Here is a 16,280-nt window from a genome sequence, read left to right on the forward strand (position 1 = left end):
GGTAATATTATGAAAGTTATGAAAAAATTAGTGTTGGTTTTGTGTTTGGTTGCGTTCATGTCCGTAGCAGTTGGTTGTGAGAACGAAGGATCTGCTGAGAAAGCGGGTAAGAAAATTGATCAGGCTATGGAAGACGCTGGGGATTCTATGAAGGATATGGCTGATAAGCTTAAAGAATAGTTTTTTGTTGGGATTTTAGGATTGTAGTTGGTGAATTTGGAAGGCCGCTGGAACGTAGTTCCGGCGGCCTTTTTTTGTTTTTATGTGTCTTTGCTGGCTATATAAGTCATTTTTATATATTATTTAAATAATACGTGTGTAGGTGTAGTGAGTCGGTTTTAAGGTTTTAAATTAACTAGTTTGCTTGAGGGAAAGATGTCTTTTTATCTTAGAAAATCTGTCACGATTGGACCTGTTAGGTTTAATCTTTCAAAAAGCGGTATCGGTTTATCTTCAGGAATAAAAGGATTTCGAATTGGGGTTAGGCCTAATGGGAAAAGCTATGTCCACGCAGGGCGGAATGGTATATATTATCGCCAAGAATTAGGAAAAAGTGACAAGGAAAATAGCAAGATTGAGATTACAAAAAAACAACAAGATATTAATCCGAACACAACTTTTTATAAGTCGGCAAGTTCAATCGATATTGCTTCTGAGTCACGAAGAGAATTACTTGAAAAGCTTAACTCTTCTCATAAATCATTGAGAAGGGATTATATTATAGGAGTGTTGCTTCTGCTTGTTATTGGGTTCAGTTTTCGTGTAAATTCACAATACGGTCTGGTTGCTATACTAGTAGGCTGGGTTTTGTTCATCATTTCTTATTATGCTGAAAAGAAGCGTAGAACTGTCGAAATTGAATATAATTTTGAGAATGGAGATGCAGACTATTATAGAGATGTTCTTTTAGCATTTAATAATTTAGAATCATGCAAAAAAGTCTGGGCTCTCTTGGATTCAACTGCAATTTATGGCGCACATGAGCAAAAAAGAAATTCTGGGGCTAGCGAACTAGTTAGCAGGTCATTAGTTAAGCTTGGTGAAGGAAAGCCCCCTTGGGTGCGAACAAACATAGATGTTCCCGCATTAATATTAAAAGACCAAAGTTTATACCTGATGCCAGATGGCATTTTTATATATGATAATGTTGGCGTAGGTTTTGTTGAATATTCCGAGTTATCATTAGAAGATGGAACAACGGAATTTATTGAAGAAGTTTACCCTAACGATGCTACTGTTCTAGGAACTAGTTGGAAATATTCCAACAAAAGTGGAGGCCCAGATAAACGTTTTAAAAATAATTATGAAGTTTACATATGCCTTTACGGTAATCTCATGGTTAAATCTGCTTCAGGACTTTTTTGGTATTTGATGACATCGAAAGAAAACGCTGCTTTAGAATTTTGCAATGCTTTATCAAGAGCTGTTTCTCATAGGCAAGATTAAAGCGTGACTTGCTAATACTTATCTTTAAACAAAGAAAAGCCGCTGAAACAAAAGTTACAGCGGCTTTCCTAATTCTTAATCCAAATCTAATTCGTAAATCGAATTAAACCCTATCTAATAATCAGTCCTAGAACTGATCCTTCATAATATTAGAAAGGTTACCAGCAGTGAACCCGTACTTTTCAGCAAGCTCGCCAGCAGGTGCGGATGCTCCGAAGTGATCTATTCCTAGAACTGCTCCGTCTAGGCCAACGTATTTGTACCAGATTTCAGGGCGGCCAGCTTCAGCGGCAACACGTACTCTGACTTTCGGATCTAGAACGGAATCTTTGTATGCCTGATCCTGCTCTTCGAACAGTTCCATGGATGGCATGCTGACTACGCGGATTTTCTTATCCTTGATAAGGTCAGCCGCATCGATTGCTAGGGATACTTCTGATCCGGCCGCAATAGCGATCATGTCTGGAGTTCCTTCGCAATCCTTAACGATGTACCCGCCGCGCTTAACGCCTTCTTCTACCATCGGGAATTCGCCCTTATCCATTACAGGCAGACCCTGACGAGTTAGCATGAGGCTGGAAGGACGGTCAGTCTGGCTGATAGCAATCTGCAAACATGCAGCGGTTTCTCTTGCGTCAGCAGGTCTTAGAATCAACATATTCGGGATGAGTCTAAGTGATGCTACATGCTCGATTGGCTGATGAGTCGGTCCGTCTTCACCTACGTAGAATGAATCATGTGTGTAGATGTAGAGAACTGGAAGTTTCTGTAGCGCGGACATTCTCATACCGTTTCTGCAGTAATCAGAGAAGGTAAGGAAAGTTGCACCGAAAGGAATTACGCCGCCGTGAAGAGCCATACCGTTCATGATAACGGACATTGGGAACTCACGAACACCGAAAGCTAAGTTTCTTGCGCTGTAACCGTCTAGGCCGAAATCACCCATCTTCTTACGGAAATTCGCAGTCTGGTTGGATGGATCTAGATCGGCGGAACCACCTATTAAGGTAGGAAGTTCGTCGGTGATAGCATCGAGACATGCGCCCCATGCTTTTCTTGTTGCCATGGACTGACCTGATTCGAACTCAGGAAGGTCTAGCTTAATTTCGCTGCGTGGCTTGAAAGCTTCTGCCCAGAAAGCAGCAATTTCTTTGTTTCCGGCTAGGACGGATTCAAGTTTAGTCTGCCAGTCAGCGGACATTTTCTGCATTTCAGGGAAGCGGGAGCGGAAATGCGCAACAACATCTTCAGGAACGTAGAAAAGTTCGTTTTCAGGAAGGCCGAAACATTTTTTGGTAGCGGCAATTTCTTCATTTGAAAGCGGGCTTCCGTGCGTGCAGTGGTCGCCTTCGCAAGTTGCAGCTCCGGCAGCCATTTTAGTCTTACCGATGATGAGCGTAGGTTTGCCAGTTTCAGCCTGACCAGCTTTAATCGCTGCACGAATTTCATCGTGATTGTGGCCGTCTACTTCTAGAACCTGCCAGCACATGCCTTCGTATACTGCTTTGAAATCTGTGCAGTCACAACGGCTTGTTGGTCCAGCTAGCTGAATGTCGTTGCTGTCATAGAAAACTATAAGCTTGCCGAGTTTCCAGAGTCCAGCGAGAGCGGCTGCTCCAGAGGATACAGGCTCCTGAAAATCGCCGTCAGATGAAAGAACGTATGTGTAATGATCTACTACGTCGTCGTTAGTTTTAGCGTTCAGGAACGCTTCGGCAGTTGCCATACCAACACCGACACAGAAACCCTGTCCGAGAGGTCCGCTTGTTGCTTCAACTCCGGGGGTTACATCATGTTCCGGATGACCGGGAGTGATGGAGCCAAGCTGACGGAACTGCTGAAGATCTTCAACTGTAATCAGACCGGCTAAGTGCAGAAGACCGTAAAGAAGTGGGGATTCGTGCCCCGCAGCTAGTACGAAGCGGTCTCTGTTTTCCCAGTCTGTATTGGTTGCATCGTAGCGCAGGAAATCTTTATAGAGGATGTATGCAAAATCCGCAGAAGACATGGAGCCGCCGGGATGACCCGAGTTGGCCTTGCGGATAGAATCCATGATAAGGCCTTTAATTACGTTAACTGCTTTCTGGTCCATCTGACTATTAGTACTCATTGTGAGTGTTCCTCGTAAAACTATTGGGTATTTCTATATAAAAAATCCCGAAAACCGCATGGTTTTCGGGATTAAAGGCTATAAACCGTCGATCTGATTGATTCTACGCATATGACGTTCACCTTCAAATTCGGTGGTCATAAATGTACGGATAATTTCTTCCGCTAGTCCAATTCCGATGACTCTAGCGCCCAAACAAAGGATGTTAGCATCATTATGTGCTTTCGCCATTTTCGCCATGTACTCGTTTGTGCACATTGCGGCGCGGATTCCTTTCTGTCTGTTGGCTGCCATGGACATACCTAGGCCTGTTCCGCAGATGAGAATGCCCAGCACATCTTTTTTAATCTTTGAAGCTACCTTCGTAGCATATATAGGGTAGTCGCAGCTGACTGCAGATTCAGGACCTGCATCTTCAACTTCGTATCCCATTTCAAGGAGTACTTCTTTAGCATGTTCCTTGAGTTCAAAGCCGCCGTGGTCAGAACCGATTACTACTTTAGGCATCTCTGTCTCCGTGGTCTTTCATTAAAGTTAAGAAACCAAAAACCCTTATAAACAAAGGTCTATAATTCCATGTCACGCTGATTATCTCTGCGCTTTACATCTCGCTTTGCAGCTTGCTCTGTTTTCAGCTTGCTGATCTCTTCTTTGAAGAAATCTATCTGCTTCTTGCAAAGTTCAATGTCGCCTTGAGCATCATCGCAACTAAGCTTTCCGAGAAGGGCGTATTCTCTTTCGAGACGTTTTTCAAGCTGGCAAACTTCGAAATTTCCGAGTAATTTGCTGAAAATTGTCTTAAGTTCTTGCATCCAGACAGCAAGTCCATTCTTAAAATTATCAATAAGTCCTTTACCTTTGTCGACACACGCGCATTTCTGATCGCTCATTTTATAGTCTCCATAACAAAGCAAATTTTTTTTTAAGAAATATTGTTATTTCTGTTTCGGTCAAGTTTTATGGTCGGAATTCCGTCAGGAATGGCCATTTCGAGAGATTTATCATCCCAGATAGTATTCGTGAACAATCTGGATTTTATTCTAAGTATGGCTTTACCCTTATTTTCTGTGAAAACGGTAATCTTATCGGGCAGCTCTTTGCCGGACTCATCTAATTCATATGATGACATTTCCATCCGCCATGGAAGCTCTCCGCGTCCTGTTAATTCAACGGGAAGTCCTTCGCTTGTGAGAGTTACCGAGCTGATCGGGCCCTCATCAAATATAAACAGCAAATTGTTACCATTTGCTGTCAATGTCATCGTATCAAACGATTTTGGGATGAGGCTTGGATAACAGCCTGCAATTAGTCCCGCAAGGTCTTTTAATGCGAATGGAAACGGAAGACCCAGTAATTTGACCGCCCTAGTGGGTGAAGAGTGCGAGTAAGCTGTCTTTTGTTCAGGGTAAAAAGCCGTCAATCCTTTGCTGTCTTCGCGGATATGGGCAACGTAAGCACCTATTCCGGCTCTGACGTCAAGTCGCAAAGGTTCGGCAAGATTTCCCCATAGGTTTATTACTGTACGATGTCCCTGCTCATCCGAACTATAGTATAGGCTTGCCTTGGCTTTCATCCCGGTACTGTTACAATTTCCGTATTCATTTTTGAATTGGGCATAAACTTTGTCGGGGTCATAACTCTGTATTTTACGAGAAGCACACCCTGAAACCATAAATATTATGCTTAGCAGCAAAACGGTCGAAGCCGGGAATCTGGAAATCATAATGAATCGAGTTTCCTCTGAGCTTCACTGTTTTTAGGATCGAGCTTAAGAGCTCTTTTGTAACCCTTGGCAGCACTCTTAAAATATTTCATGGAAACAGCAATGTCTCCGTAATGTATCCATAAATCCGGCTGTTTATCTCTTAGAGATACAGCTCTTTTAATCTGTACCCATGCTTCTTTATATCTTCCAAGGCGGTAAAGAACCCATGCAAGTGAATCCGTAATATATCCATTGTCCGGCTCAAGCTTGTTTGCTCTGGAGATTAATACCAGTGCGCGGTCAAGCTGTTCATTCCGGTCAGCAAGAATATATCCTACGAAGTTAAGAGCGTCCGCATGATCCGGCTGCATAGAAACGATTCTTTCCATGTACGCAAGGGTTTGATCCAGATCTCCCTTCCCTTCAGCCATGATACCGAGCTGAAAAAGAATTTCCAATGAATTAGGAATGTTCTGGTCTCCTCTCAAAAGAGCTTCTTCTGCTTTTTTGAGATCGCCCATTTCGTTGTGAATCATCCCTTCAGTCATGTAAAAATTAGGGTCTTCTGGAAATTCCTTTTGGCCCTCTTTTGCAATTGTAAGCGCTTCGTCATACTTTTTAAGAACAATCAATAGATGCGATTTAAATTGCAGACTACGATCATAATGATCGCTGCCCGGCTGTACCTTGTTAAGGAAATTAAGAGCCTTCTGCGGATCTTCTTCTCCTTCATAAGCAATGGAAGCTTTGAAGAAGTAGTAGGAGTCGGGAATATCTTTTTTCTGTGCAAAAATATCAAGTATTGTTGATGCCTGTCCGTAAAACTTCCCATTCAAGAAAAGTTGTGCGGCTTCAAGAAGAAAAGGAGTGGATCTCGGTCCTTCAAGAACAAGAGACAGTCCTTTGTCAGGATTGTTAAGCTTTAGACTAAGTTCGATAAGGCGCAATCTGATATGGCTGGAAACTTCAGGAAATTCGAGCATTCTGGTGTAAATTTTTTCAGCTGCATCATAGTCTTTGCCCATTTCATACAAGTAAGCCAGTTCTCCCCATGCTTCAATGTAGTTGGGGTCAACTTTAACAGCTGTTTGAAGCGATCTTATTGCTTGCTTGGTCAGACCGAGGCCTGCGCTTGCTTTAGCGTACGAATAGAGAATGTCTGGCGTACGCTTCTTAGCCGGAATTGTTTTCAGCGTATCGAGAGCCTTGGCAAATTTTTTCTGTTCAAGGTAAATGTGTCCAAGCTGGCTGGTAACAATGATGTCGTCAGGATGTCTGTGAAGGTAGTCTAGCAGCACTCCTTCTGCGTCAGCATTTCTATTTTCAATGAGATAGGTGCTGGAAAGACTAAGGATTAGCTTTTGATCATCAGGATATTTCAGCAGCCCCTCTTTCAAAGCTTCGCGGGCTTGATCTACTTGCTGTGAAGCCCAGTAAAGCGAGGCTTTTTCAGAATAAAGTTGTGCGCTTGGCTCGGCTAGTAATATCCGGTCCAGAACGGTGATTGCTTCATGCTGGATGCGTGCGGCTTCAGTCACGCTTTCCAGCGATCTGTTGCTCAGGCGCATAAGCTGACTCAGCCTCGACAGATAATCTTGATAGACAAGATAGTCGTATGTCAACTGAGTTTCTGGGCTTAGTTGAATGGATTCATTTGCAGGGATGGGCACATTTTTATGTGCACAACCTTGTAATAGAATAACAAACAGCAGTGCGGCAACTGCAATAGGAGAAATAGTTTTGCGGGTCATGGATGCTTGCTTAATCATACAGTCGGCTTGTCTTTATTATAGGGGGAATATTCAGGAGAAGCGGCCATTTCAACTAGGCGCTTGTAAATGTCAGCTCCGATGGTCATGCCTTGTTCTATCATTTCAGGACCGTATTTCTTACCGGTATCTGTCCGAAATGTTGATTCGATGGATTTTATCATATCAAGTCCATTTGGAAACTTTTCTATAATTTCATTTACAGACCAGTCTTCGTAATCACAAATTTCCCAGAGCGTTGTGGAAAAGTTGTCAGGACCCCAGCGGAATTTGTCGGCATCGTAGAGCGCGCCACTAAGAAGTTCCAGCTCAGGATCATCGACGATAGGAGTAAGCGGTTTGAACGCCTCATGTCTGGCAATCGACTTGGCAATAAGATCTTTATTGCGTTCTGAAAGTGGATACTTGTTCAGAATTACGCGTGAAGTTTCTGCTCCGCGTATAGCGTGATCGTCATCAAGTCTGCAACTGTCATGGAGCAGCCCGCAGAATTGCGCGAGCAGAACAAGCTCTCTGACCGTTTCAGGAGGAAGATGATCGCCGTCTTTCAGAACGATTGCACCGGCTTCTATTGACACTTTTTTGGAGTGGTAAATGCCGTGAGCATATTCATCATAAAGAAAGGGCAGCACATCTTCCTGCAATCTAATGACAAGGGGATGATCGAAAAACATGCCATGCGAAAATTCAAGCTGCGTCTCAGCATCCCTGTAAAATTGGGGAGTGGGCTGAGATCTAGCTAATTTTCCTGCTTCTATTTTCAGTTCAGTCAGCAATTTATTCATTGTCAGGTATCCAATCTTCAGAAAAATCTTTTACAGTTTCGGCCAGATGTTCCTTGAGCTTTGATAACAGCCGGGCTTCAATCTGGCGGACTCTTTCTCTAGTAACCCCGAATTCTTCACCAATTTCTCTAAGAGTTCTTGGTGAGTCAGAGAGCAACCTGTCATCTAAAATAACTTGTTCCTTCTCATTCAACTTCGGAGCAACAGCTCTAAGCTGATCAAGAAGTAATGTAGAAATCTCTTTATTGGCAAGAGTTTCTTCAATACCCGGACCTAGATCGGGTAAAAAGTCCATGCGTGTGGCTTCTGATTCTTCTCCGAATTTAAGATTCAGAGAAAGGTCATTTTTTGCGAGCCTTTGGTCCATTTCCGAAATCTCTTCAACACTGACATTGAGATTTTTGGAAAGCACGGACGGCGTCGGATCAAAGCCTAAAGTCTGCAGTCTTTGACGCTCTTTGTTCAGATTATAAAAAAGTTTGCGCTGGGTTTGCGTGGTTCCTATTTTAACCATGCGCCAGTTATCCATTATATATTTCAGGATATAAGCCTTAACCCAGAATGCTGCATAGTAAGAAAATTTGATGCCTTTATCAGGATCAAATTTGTTTACAGCTTTCATAAGGCCGACATTTCCTTCCTGAATAAGGTCCAGAACATTTTGCATCCAGCGACGCTGGAAATCCATTGCTATTTTTACCACCAGACGCAGGTGAGATGAGACAAGACGGAATGCCGCCTCCTGATCTCCGTTTTCCTGCACTCTTTTGGCTAATCGAAATTCTTCATCAGGCTCAAGCAAAGGAAATCGGCTAATCTCTTGAAGGTAGAGATGCAGAGGATCTTTAGTGGCTACTTCGCCTTTTGGTCTCGGAGTAGGAAGAAAATCTGGCTTTGGAGTCAGCTTATCTTCTGTAATATCCGCTACTTCTGGAATAATCGGTTCTTTTTTTGATTTCATTGTCCGGGTAGTTTTCCTATGCGCCTGACATTATTAAAGCTTTCGTATCCAATGTAGATCATACTAGTAACTTATAAGGATATAGTTTTTATTTGTCCTTTTCAATGTTTTTAAGTAGAAGCTATTTGAAACAATTATGACCTTTCTTTTTGGGGTTTATTCATAACTTTTGGAGTATTTTATGCCGGATTTTCGCAAAGCACTCAGTGATGACAAGGTTTACTTTTTTGATGGTGGATATGGAACTCTCTTACAGGGACGAGGTCTTCCTGCTGGAATGTCACCTGAAATCTTCGGCCTTCAGAGTCCTGATGTCATTAAATCCGTTCATAAAGACTACGTTGCTGCCGGAGCAAATGTTCTTACCACAAATACTTTTGGGGGCAGCAGACCTAAACTCGGAGCAGACGTCGATGTTATAGGTCTTAACAGAGAAATGGCACTAATAGCCAGATCTGTTGCTGGGGATAATGTTTTTGTCGGTGGTAGCGTTGGCCCAACCGGGTATTTTGTACAGCCTCTCGGTGAAATGACCTTCAAAGAGATGGTCGAAATATATAAAGAGCAGATTCAAGGGCTTGTTGAAGGTGGAATCGACCTGATTTTGGGCGAAACTCACTTTGACCTTGCCGAAGCGCGCGCTGTCGTTATTGCCGCTCGCGAAGTGTGTGATCTACCTGTCGCACTTTCTATGACTTTCGAATCACCTGCAGCTTGTTTGACAGGAACTTCACCACAGACCTTTATTGATACCATGCAGAACATGGGTGTCGAGCTCATGGGAACCAACTGTAGTGCCGGTCCTGAGCAGATGTATGATGTTCTGAAATCCATGCAGACCAGGCTCACCAGCCCTTTGCTGGCAGAAGCGAATGCCGGACTTCCTGAGCTTGATGAGAATCGCAATACTGTTTTTAGACTTCAGCCTGAGCCTTTTGCTAAGCAGTCCGCTCGTTTCGTTGAAGTTGGTGCGAAGTTCATCGGTGGTTGTTGCGGTACAACTCCTGATCATATTAAGGCACTTAGAAATGCTGTCGGTAATGCCACATGGATGCGTCCTGTCCCGCAGGAAGATTGCCAGATGGTGCTTACTTCACGCGCACAGACCGTTAAAATCGGTTTTGAGCAGCGCGGAGTAATCATTGGTGAGCGCATCAATCCTACAGGTAAAAAAGTTCTAAGCGCAGAACTTCAGAACGGTCAGTTCACCGAAGCTATGAAGTTTGCCGCTGAGCAGCTTTTAGCCGGAGCACCTGTTCTTGATGTGAATGTCGGCGCACCGATGGTTGATGAAGTTAAAATTTTGCCTGCTCTCGCTAAAGAGATCATGGCGCAGCACCCAGCACCACTTAGTATCGATTCTACCAATCCTGACGCTGTTGAAGCCGCATTATGGACATATGCAGGATCTCCACTGGTCAACTCCATCAGCGGTGAAGCCGGACGTATGGAACGGCTCGGACCTTTGTGTAAAAAATTCGGTGCACCATTTATTCTACTGCCAATTATCGGAACCAAGCTTCCGTTCACTTGTGCTGAAAGAATTGAAGTTGTTTCCAAGCTTCTCAAGCAAGCTGATTCTTACGGAATTCCACGCAGACTGATTATGGTTGATGCGCTCGCGCTGACTGTTTCATCCAAGCCGGAAGCCGCAAGACATTGCTTAGATTTCATCCGTCACTGTAAAGAAGAGTGGAACCTGCCGACAGTACTCGGCCTTTCCAACGTATCTTTCGGACTACCGGCTCGTGAGCTATTAAATTCAAGCTTCCTAACCTTATGTCAGGGGCAGGGTCTTAGCGCATTTATTGCTAACCCGAATTCCTCCAGACTTAGAGAGAGCTTGTATTCCGCAGAAGTTCTGCTCGCCAGAGATCCACAGGCTGAGCAGTTCATTGCTCAGTATTCCGGCTGGACTCCGGCTGGTGAGGGCGGTCAGGCTACTGGCCAAAATTCTGGTCCTAAAAAAGTTGGAGCCGATAATCTCTTCGACGCAGTAGTTACGGGCGATCGAGGTGGAATTCTTGATCTCGTGAATAGAGAACTTGATGCCGGGCGCGATCCTTTCGTTCTTGTAAACGATGAGCTTATCCCTGCGATCATGGAAGTTGGCGAAAAGTACGAGCGCAAGGAATATTTCCTTCCACAGCTTTTGCAGTCCGCTGAAACTCTCCAGAAAGCTTTTGAAAAACTCAAGCCGCTTCTTGAGGCCGCAGGCGGCCAGAAGGTGCAGGACGTAGTAGTCATGGCAACTGTTGAAGGCGATATTCATGATATCGGTAAAAATATTGTTTGCCTCATGCTCCGCAATCACGGTTTTGATGTTGTTGATCTGGGTAAGGATGTTACGGCAGAGAAGATTGTTGATGCAGCTCAGGAAAAAGGCGCTAAAATAATCGGCCTTTCTGCTTTGATGACAACAACAATGGTCAGAATGGAAGATACCATCAAGCTTCTTAAAGAACGCGAACTAGATATTAAGGTTATGATTGGTGGAGCAGTGATTACCGGCGGATTCTGCGATTCTATCGGAGCTGACGGCTGGTCTACTGACGCAGTTGCTGCCGTTAAATTAGCTAAAAGGTTGGTTCAGTAATTTAATAATTGAAATATATAACCGCCGCATGGAATCTATTCATTGCGGCGGTTTTATTTTATTCGATAAAAACAGATCTGTTTTTACGTATTTTTTGACTAGCATGATCTTTTTGAGTTCTTTGCGGGAATCTGCTACTGCTGACGTAGGTTAATTGTGACGCAACAATTTTATACTGGAGATAAGTATGAGATTATCAAATAAAGCTTTTATTTTGCTGGCAATGCTTGTGATGCTTGCTGTCGGATGTAACAAAGCGGAAACTTCCACTGATGTTGAAACCGTGAATGCTAAAGCTATCCAAGATGTGATTGCTAAAGCAAAGGGTAAGGTTGTAGTTTTAAATTTCTGGGCAACATGGTGCCCGCCTTGCCGCGCTGAGATTCCTGAATTGATCGAAATTCGTAAAAAATTCAGTGATAGTGATCTACTGCTGATAGGTGTTTCAGTTGATCCAGGCGTTGATGCTGTTACGGAATTCATGAGCAAAGACGTAGAGTTTAACTACCCTATTTATTTTGCAGGTAGTGACGTCGCAAGCTTTTTTTCAATTGAATCTATTCCCAGGACGCTTGTATTTAACGCCGAGGGAAAGAAAGTTTTTGACAAGTCTGGCAGCTTTCCCGGTGCAATGTTTGAAAATTTCATAAAAAAATTGCTTCAAGACAAGTAGATACAAATGCCGTTTATTAGAAAAGCAATGATGAAGGATGCTAAAGATATCCATTCGATCATCAAAGAGAGTACAAAGGATGCGATGGTTCTGCCTCGCCCTTTGTCTTCTGTTTATAGTCATCTTCGAGATTTTTTTGTTGCAGAAGCGGATGATGGTAGCGTCGTTGGTTGCTGTGCTTTAAGCATAACTTGGGATTGTCTTGCAGAAGTTAGGTCTTTGGTCGTTATTCCTGGGCAGCGCGGAACTAATCTGGGGGGCCAGATGGTTGAAGCGTGTGTTGCAGAGGCTCGTAAGCTGGGTGTTTGCGAGGTGTTTGTTCTTACAAATATTGAGGACTTTTTCTCAAAGCAGGGTTTTGTTGCGACAGATAAAAACATTCTTCCCCAGAAGGTCTGGGCTGATTGTATCAACTGTCCTCTTTTCCCCGACTGTGATGAAATTCCGATGGTTATGAAACTATAATATACTAAATTAACAAGGTAATTTTAAATGAGCCATAGCCTGAAAGAAGTCTTTTCTTCAAAAGAAATTGAAGCTAGAATTAAAGAGATTGTTAAAGATATTTCCAAAACGTATGGAGATCAGCCTTTAGTATGCGTGTGTGTGTTAAAGGGAGCGTATCTTTTCTTTGCCGATCTGACACGGAACCTTGAAGTTGAGGCGGAAATAGATTTTGTCCGTCTTTCCAGCTACGGGTCAGGTACCAGCACAACAGGGAAAATGGTTTTTTCTAAGGATCTTGAGGGTTCTATAGATAATAAGCATGTTCTTATCGTTGAGGATATTGTAGATACTGGTAACTCAATTGATTTCCTTAAGAATGTTTTTTCCATGCGTGGCGCACTCAGCATTAAAACCTGTGCGCTAATTGATAAGCAAGAGCGTAGAGAAATCGATTTAGATGTTGATTTCCCCGGTTTTGTTGTTGAGAGTGGCTTTCTTGTAGGATACGGAATGGACTACGCTGAAAAATACAGGTATCTAAATGCTGTGTATGAATTAGAGAATGTCTAATTGCGTTGTTTTGTTTATATGATTTTTCAATGATTTGCATTGATTTAAACCTCTTGAAGAGCAGGTAGAGCGGTCCATGATTATTACGTGTTCCAACTGTGAGACCAAGTTCAATTTACCGGACAGTAAAATTCCCGCAGGTGGAGCTAAAGTTAAATGCTCCAAATGTGCGAATGTTTTTAAGGTAAACCCTCCTGCTCTTGAGCCGGAAGACGAAGTTGCGTCTATGCTCGAAGAAGAGACCCAGCCGGAGCCTAAACCAGCTCCGAAGCCTAAACCAAAGCCAAAACCTGAGCCGGAACCTGAGCCAGAACCTGAGCCGGAACCTGAGCCAGAACCTGAACCTGAACCTGAGCCAGAACCTGAGCCAGAGCCGGAAGAAGATCCTCTCGGTGATCTTGCTGATGATGAAGATCTGTTTGGCGAAGAGCCAGCCGCAGAAACTGAAGCTGATCTTGATGAAGATCTTTTCGGTGACTTAGGTGATGATGTTGCAGATGCTGGTTCAGATGATTTGGAAGATGACCTCTTCGGCTCGGATAATACCGACGATGATGCTGATTTGGGTGCTGATTTATTTGATGATGATGAACCGGCAGCACCTGCGGCAGCCAGTGCCGATGCTGACGATGCTTTCGATATAGATGATGAGCTTTTCGGCAGTGATGATGATGAAGTTGCTGATATTCCTGATGATATTACAAGTGATTCTGCCACTGAAGATCCTGCTGAGGAATCTCCAGCCGAAGACGAAGACCTCTTTGATGAAGATGAACTTTTCGGTAATGACGATGATTCTGAACCTTTTTCCGAGGATGAACTTTTCGGAGATGATGAGGGCGTTGAAGACGAAGTGGCGGATAATTTTCAGGCAGAAGAAGATTTCGTTGAAGAAGACGATGATGACGATGATGACTCAGACTTTCCTTTAGATGATGGTGAAATGGGCGATTTTGATCTTGATGATGGAGTCACCTTATCCGCTGCTGCTAAGAAAAAAAGCGGCAAGAAAAAAGGAAAAGGGATGATCATTATATTGGTCGTCGTACTCCTTTTTGCCAGTGGCGCAGGAGCGGCCTGGTATCTGAAGCTCTGGGAAAAGATTCCTTTCATTTCTTCAACTGATAGTGGTGAAATGGATGCTTCTGAACCTGCAGCCAAGCGGTTCAGCAAATTCTCATTCAAGGATTTGCGTCAGTTCTATGTGAACAATGACAAAGCGGGACAGCTTTTCATCATTGAAGGAAAAGTTGTTAATAATTTCGATACCGCTAAAGAGCTAATTCAAGTGGAAGCTCAGCTATTTGATGATAAAGGCCAAGTGCTCGATTCTCAGAAGCTGCTTTGCGGAAATACTCTCTCGCTGTTCCAGCTTGAGGTTCAAAGCAAAGAGGAGATTGACGCAGGGCTGACCTCCAAAGTCGGAGTCATATCTAATAATACTTTGCTTAAGCCGGGTATGGATACTCCGTTCATGGTGGTTTTCTTCAAGCCGTCACCAGCTGTTAAAGAATACGTAATTAATGTGGTGGATGCTAAGAATCCGCCGAAGAAATAAAGAATTATCAGAGGTAAGCTTTTTTATAAACTGAAAGGTCTTACCTTACGATCTGAATTAATAGATTTAAATATGAAAAGCCGGACGTATTGTCCGGCTTTTTGTTTATGTTTTACTACTGCGGAGAGATGATGAAGACTAAAGATGTTTTTGTTTGTTCCAGTTGCGGAGCGCAGGCTCTTAAATGGCAGGGACAATGCCCGCGTTGCGGTGAGTGGAATACTCTTCAAGAGAAAGTAGTTGTCCGCAAAAAGGGCGGAATAAGTCACGTTCACGCAGGGATAAAAGGTATACCTCTATCCGAAATACCCATTGAAAATACTGAAGCCCGTTCGACAGGTTTTGTCTCTTTAGACGCAGTTTTGGGTAAAGGTTTTGTTCCCGGTGGTGCCGTCTTAGTTGGCGGAGAGCCAGGTATCGGTAAATCCACCTTACTCTTACAGCTTGCCGCCGCGCAGGCGCAGATGGGAAACAAGGCCGTATATTTTTCTGGAGAAGAATCTCTAGCCCAGATTAGAAGTCGCGCTGAAAGGCTCGGCCTTCTTGATACTGGAATGCTGGCCATTGCATCCACCAGCTCAGATGAAGCACTCTCCATTCTAGAGTCTCCAGACAAGCCTGATCTTATAATAATCGATTCCGTGCAAACTCTAAATTCCTCACATGCTGATGGGATACCCGGATCCGTAAGTCAGGTTCGAGCTGTATCTTCTGAGCTAGTCGATGCAGTAAAAAAGACTTCTGCAACATTAGTTCTAGTAGGACACGTCACTAAAGACGGCCAAATTGCCGGACCAAAGCTCTTAGAGCATATGGTCGATACAGTTTTATATCTTGAAGGTGATCGCAAGCACATGATGCGCATAATGCGAGTGCTCAAAAACAGGTTCGGGCCAAGTGACGAACTCGTAGTATTTTCCATGCGCGAGGAAGGCATGGAGATAGTAGAAGATCCATCAACGCTATTCCTTGGCGACAGAGACGATTCTTTTTCCGGCGCAGCGGTAGTAATGGCAATGGATGGGCACAAGCCTTTCGCAGTAGAAGTACAAGCCTTAGCAAGCCGCTCAGTATTATCCATACCGCGCAGAACCGCATTAGGTTTTGACACCAACAGGCTTAACCTAATTCTCGCTGTAATAGAAAAACGACTTAACCTAAATCTAGGTGAACTGGACATCTACGCCAAAATTGGCGGAGGTCTAGCTATGCGCGACCCGGGACTCGATCTCGGCGTAGCCGCCGCAGTGCTCTCCTCTTTCTATGATCGTCCATTACCAGCTGGTTCAGTCTTCTGGGGTGAAGTCGATCTAAACGGAAGAATAAGACCAGCCTCAGGTGGAGAAACACGCTTAAAGCAAGCCGACAGGCTAGGCTACAAACCCGTTTTCCAGTCCGAAACATGCAAAACTTTAGATGACTTACAAGCTAAACTTTTTGGACCTGCTGAATAGTTGATATTACTATAGTTCTGTTATGTCTGCGACGCTTTTTTGAAGGCGGGGAAAGAATGGGTAATTTCGCCTTCGGCTGGTCCAGAAGGCCCGAGGCCCTCTGGACTTCCATTTAGGGGGAGGGGGGAGTATTTTTTTAATGCTATACCCGTTAAAAGTTTTTGGGATTCTTAAACCCTTTTTTCAAAAAGGGTTTAAGCCGCCGG

Annotated in this window: 15 protein-coding genes; 8 read left to right on the forward strand and 7 right to left on the reverse strand. The window is 43.7% G+C overall.

The annotated features are described in order from the left end of the window. Nucleotides 1-9: 9 nt before the first annotated feature. Nucleotides 10-180, forward strand: coding sequence for a hypothetical protein (locus BR06_RS20510; protein WP_169738233.1), 171 nt, complete (start codon nucleotides 10-12; stop codon nucleotides 178-180). 195 nt (nucleotides 181-375) lie between these two features. Next, on the forward strand, nucleotides 376-1,446 hold the full coding sequence (locus BR06_RS0109825) for a DUF4236 domain-containing protein (protein WP_031482469.1): 1,071 nt from the start codon (nucleotides 376-378) through the stop codon (nucleotides 1,444-1,446). A 127-nt stretch (nucleotides 1,447-1,573) separates the two neighbouring features. Here the strand turns inward: BR06_RS0109825 and tkt are convergent, their stop codons facing one another. From tkt to BR06_RS0109860, 7 genes are all read right to left on the reverse strand, one after another. Further along, nucleotides 1,574-3,556 (reverse strand): transketolase, encoded by a 1,983-nt coding sequence (gene tkt, locus BR06_RS0109830; protein WP_031482471.1) that lies wholly within the window; start codon nucleotides 3,554-3,556, stop codon nucleotides 1,574-1,576. Between the two features lie 78 nt (nucleotides 3,557-3,634). After that, a complete protein-coding gene (gene rpiB / locus BR06_RS0109835) occupies nucleotides 3,635-4,063 on the reverse strand; it encodes a ribose 5-phosphate isomerase B (RefSeq protein WP_031482473.1) in 429 nt (142 codons plus the stop codon). A gap of 59 nt (nucleotides 4,064-4,122) precedes the next feature. Further along, nucleotides 4,123-4,446 carry a hypothetical protein gene (locus BR06_RS0109840; RefSeq protein ID WP_031482475.1) on the reverse strand — a complete coding sequence of 108 codons (324 nt, stop codon included), beginning with the start codon at nucleotides 4,444-4,446 and terminating at the stop codon, nucleotides 4,123-4,125. Between the two features lie 32 nt (nucleotides 4,447-4,478). Continuing rightward, nucleotides 4,479-5,279: a hypothetical protein gene (locus tag BR06_RS0109845; protein ID WP_031482477.1), complete on the reverse strand. Its 801-nt coding sequence runs from the start codon at nucleotides 5,277-5,279 to the stop codon at nucleotides 4,479-4,481. After that, nucleotides 5,276-7,030: a tetratricopeptide repeat protein gene (locus tag BR06_RS0109850; RefSeq protein WP_031482479.1), complete on the reverse strand. Its 1,755-nt coding sequence runs from the start codon at nucleotides 7,028-7,030 to the stop codon at nucleotides 5,276-5,278. Before BR06_RS0109850 ends, BR06_RS0109845 begins: the two co-directional genes overlap by 4 nt. Then, the gene (locus tag BR06_RS0109855) at nucleotides 7,027-7,815 is read right to left on the reverse strand and encodes an HD domain-containing protein (protein ID WP_031482481.1); all 789 of its coding nucleotides are present in this window, start codon (nucleotides 7,813-7,815) and stop codon (nucleotides 7,027-7,029) included. Before BR06_RS0109855 ends, BR06_RS0109850 begins: the two co-directional genes overlap by 4 nt. Further along, nucleotides 7,808-8,776 carry a sigma-70 family RNA polymerase sigma factor gene (locus BR06_RS0109860; protein WP_031482483.1) on the reverse strand — a complete coding sequence of 323 codons (969 nt, stop codon included), beginning with the start codon at nucleotides 8,774-8,776 and terminating at the stop codon, nucleotides 7,808-7,810. The genes BR06_RS0109855 and BR06_RS0109860 overlap by 8 nt, the downstream gene beginning before the upstream one ends. Nucleotides 8,777-8,957: 181 nt before the next feature. Between BR06_RS0109860 and BR06_RS0109865 the strand changes: the two genes are divergently transcribed. The 6 genes from BR06_RS0109865 (at nucleotide 8,958) to radA (ending at nucleotide 16,074) form a co-directional block, all read left to right on the forward strand. Further along, complete coding sequence (locus BR06_RS0109865; RefSeq protein WP_031482485.1) at nucleotides 8,958-11,372, forward strand: homocysteine S-methyltransferase family protein; 2,415 nt, start codon at nucleotides 8,958-8,960, stop codon at nucleotides 11,370-11,372. Nucleotides 11,373-11,559: 187 nt separating this feature from the next. Continuing rightward, nucleotides 11,560-12,045 (forward strand): TlpA family protein disulfide reductase, encoded by a 486-nt coding sequence (locus BR06_RS0109870; protein ID WP_031482486.1) that lies wholly within the window; start codon nucleotides 11,560-11,562, stop codon nucleotides 12,043-12,045. Between the two features lie 6 nt (nucleotides 12,046-12,051). Continuing rightward, nucleotides 12,052-12,510, forward strand: coding sequence for an N-acetyltransferase (locus BR06_RS0109875; protein WP_031482489.1), 459 nt, complete (start codon nucleotides 12,052-12,054; stop codon nucleotides 12,508-12,510). Nucleotides 12,511-12,537: 27 nt separating this feature from the next. Continuing rightward, nucleotides 12,538-13,062 carry a hypoxanthine phosphoribosyltransferase gene (hpt, locus tag BR06_RS0109880; protein ID WP_031482491.1) on the forward strand — a complete coding sequence of 175 codons (525 nt, stop codon included), beginning with the start codon at nucleotides 12,538-12,540 and terminating at the stop codon, nucleotides 13,060-13,062. A gap of 76 nt (nucleotides 13,063-13,138) precedes the next feature. Further along, nucleotides 13,139-14,620 carry a DUF3426 domain-containing protein gene (locus BR06_RS0109885; RefSeq protein ID WP_031482492.1) on the forward strand — a complete coding sequence of 494 codons (1,482 nt, stop codon included), beginning with the start codon at nucleotides 13,139-13,141 and terminating at the stop codon, nucleotides 14,618-14,620. Nucleotides 14,621-14,751: 131 nt separating this feature from the next. Then, nucleotides 14,752-16,074: a DNA repair protein RadA gene (gene radA / locus BR06_RS0109890; RefSeq protein WP_031482494.1), complete on the forward strand. Its 1,323-nt coding sequence runs from the start codon at nucleotides 14,752-14,754 to the stop codon at nucleotides 16,072-16,074. The last annotated feature ends 206 nt before the right edge of the window (nucleotides 16,075-16,280 follow it).

Origin of the sequence: Maridesulfovibrio frigidus DSM 17176 (genome assembly GCF_000711735.1) — a bacterium.
Classification (GTDB): domain Bacteria; phylum Desulfobacterota; class Desulfovibrionia; order Desulfovibrionales; family Desulfovibrionaceae; genus Maridesulfovibrio; species Maridesulfovibrio frigidus.

Excerpts from the sequence above, each read along its gene's own strand:
- rpiB (WP_031482473.1), bottom strand. The coding sequence starts at position 4,063 with ATGCCTAAAGTAGTAATCGGTTCTGACCACGGCGGCTTTGAACTCAAG.
- BR06_RS0109840 (WP_031482475.1), bottom strand. The coding sequence starts at position 4,446 with ATGAGCGATCAGAAATGCGCGTGTGTCGACAAAGGTAAAGGACTTATT.
- BR06_RS0109855 (WP_031482481.1), bottom strand. The coding sequence starts at position 7,815 with ATGAATAAATTGCTGACTGAACTGAAAATAGAAGCAGGAAAATTAGCT.
- BR06_RS0109860 (WP_031482483.1), bottom strand. The coding sequence starts at position 8,776 with ATGAAATCAAAAAAAGAACCGATTATTCCAGAAGTAGCGGATATTACA.
- tkt (WP_031482471.1), bottom strand. The coding sequence starts at position 3,556 with ATGAGTACTAATAGTCAGATGGACCAGAAAGCAGTTAACGTAATTAAA.
- BR06_RS0109865 (WP_031482485.1), top strand. The coding sequence starts at position 8,958 with ATGCCGGATTTTCGCAAAGCACTCAGTGATGACAAGGTTTACTTTTTT.
- BR06_RS20510 (WP_169738233.1), top strand. The coding sequence starts at position 10 with ATGAAAGTTATGAAAAAATTAGTGTTGGTTTTGTGTTTGGTTGCGTTC.
- BR06_RS0109875 (WP_031482489.1), top strand. The coding sequence starts at position 12,052 with ATGCCGTTTATTAGAAAAGCAATGATGAAGGATGCTAAAGATATCCAT.
- radA (WP_031482494.1), top strand. The coding sequence starts at position 14,752 with ATGAAGACTAAAGATGTTTTTGTTTGTTCCAGTTGCGGAGCGCAGGCT.
- BR06_RS0109885 (WP_031482492.1), top strand. The coding sequence starts at position 13,139 with ATGATTATTACGTGTTCCAACTGTGAGACCAAGTTCAATTTACCGGAC.
- BR06_RS0109850 (WP_031482479.1), bottom strand. The coding sequence starts at position 7,030 with ATGATTAAGCAAGCATCCATGACCCGCAAAACTATTTCTCCTATTGCA.
- hpt (WP_031482491.1), top strand. The coding sequence starts at position 12,538 with ATGAGCCATAGCCTGAAAGAAGTCTTTTCTTCAAAAGAAATTGAAGCT.
- BR06_RS0109825 (WP_031482469.1), top strand. The coding sequence starts at position 376 with ATGTCTTTTTATCTTAGAAAATCTGTCACGATTGGACCTGTTAGGTTT.
- BR06_RS0109845 (WP_031482477.1), bottom strand. The coding sequence starts at position 5,279 with ATGATTTCCAGATTCCCGGCTTCGACCGTTTTGCTGCTAAGCATAATA.
- BR06_RS0109870 (WP_031482486.1), top strand. The coding sequence starts at position 11,560 with ATGAGATTATCAAATAAAGCTTTTATTTTGCTGGCAATGCTTGTGATG.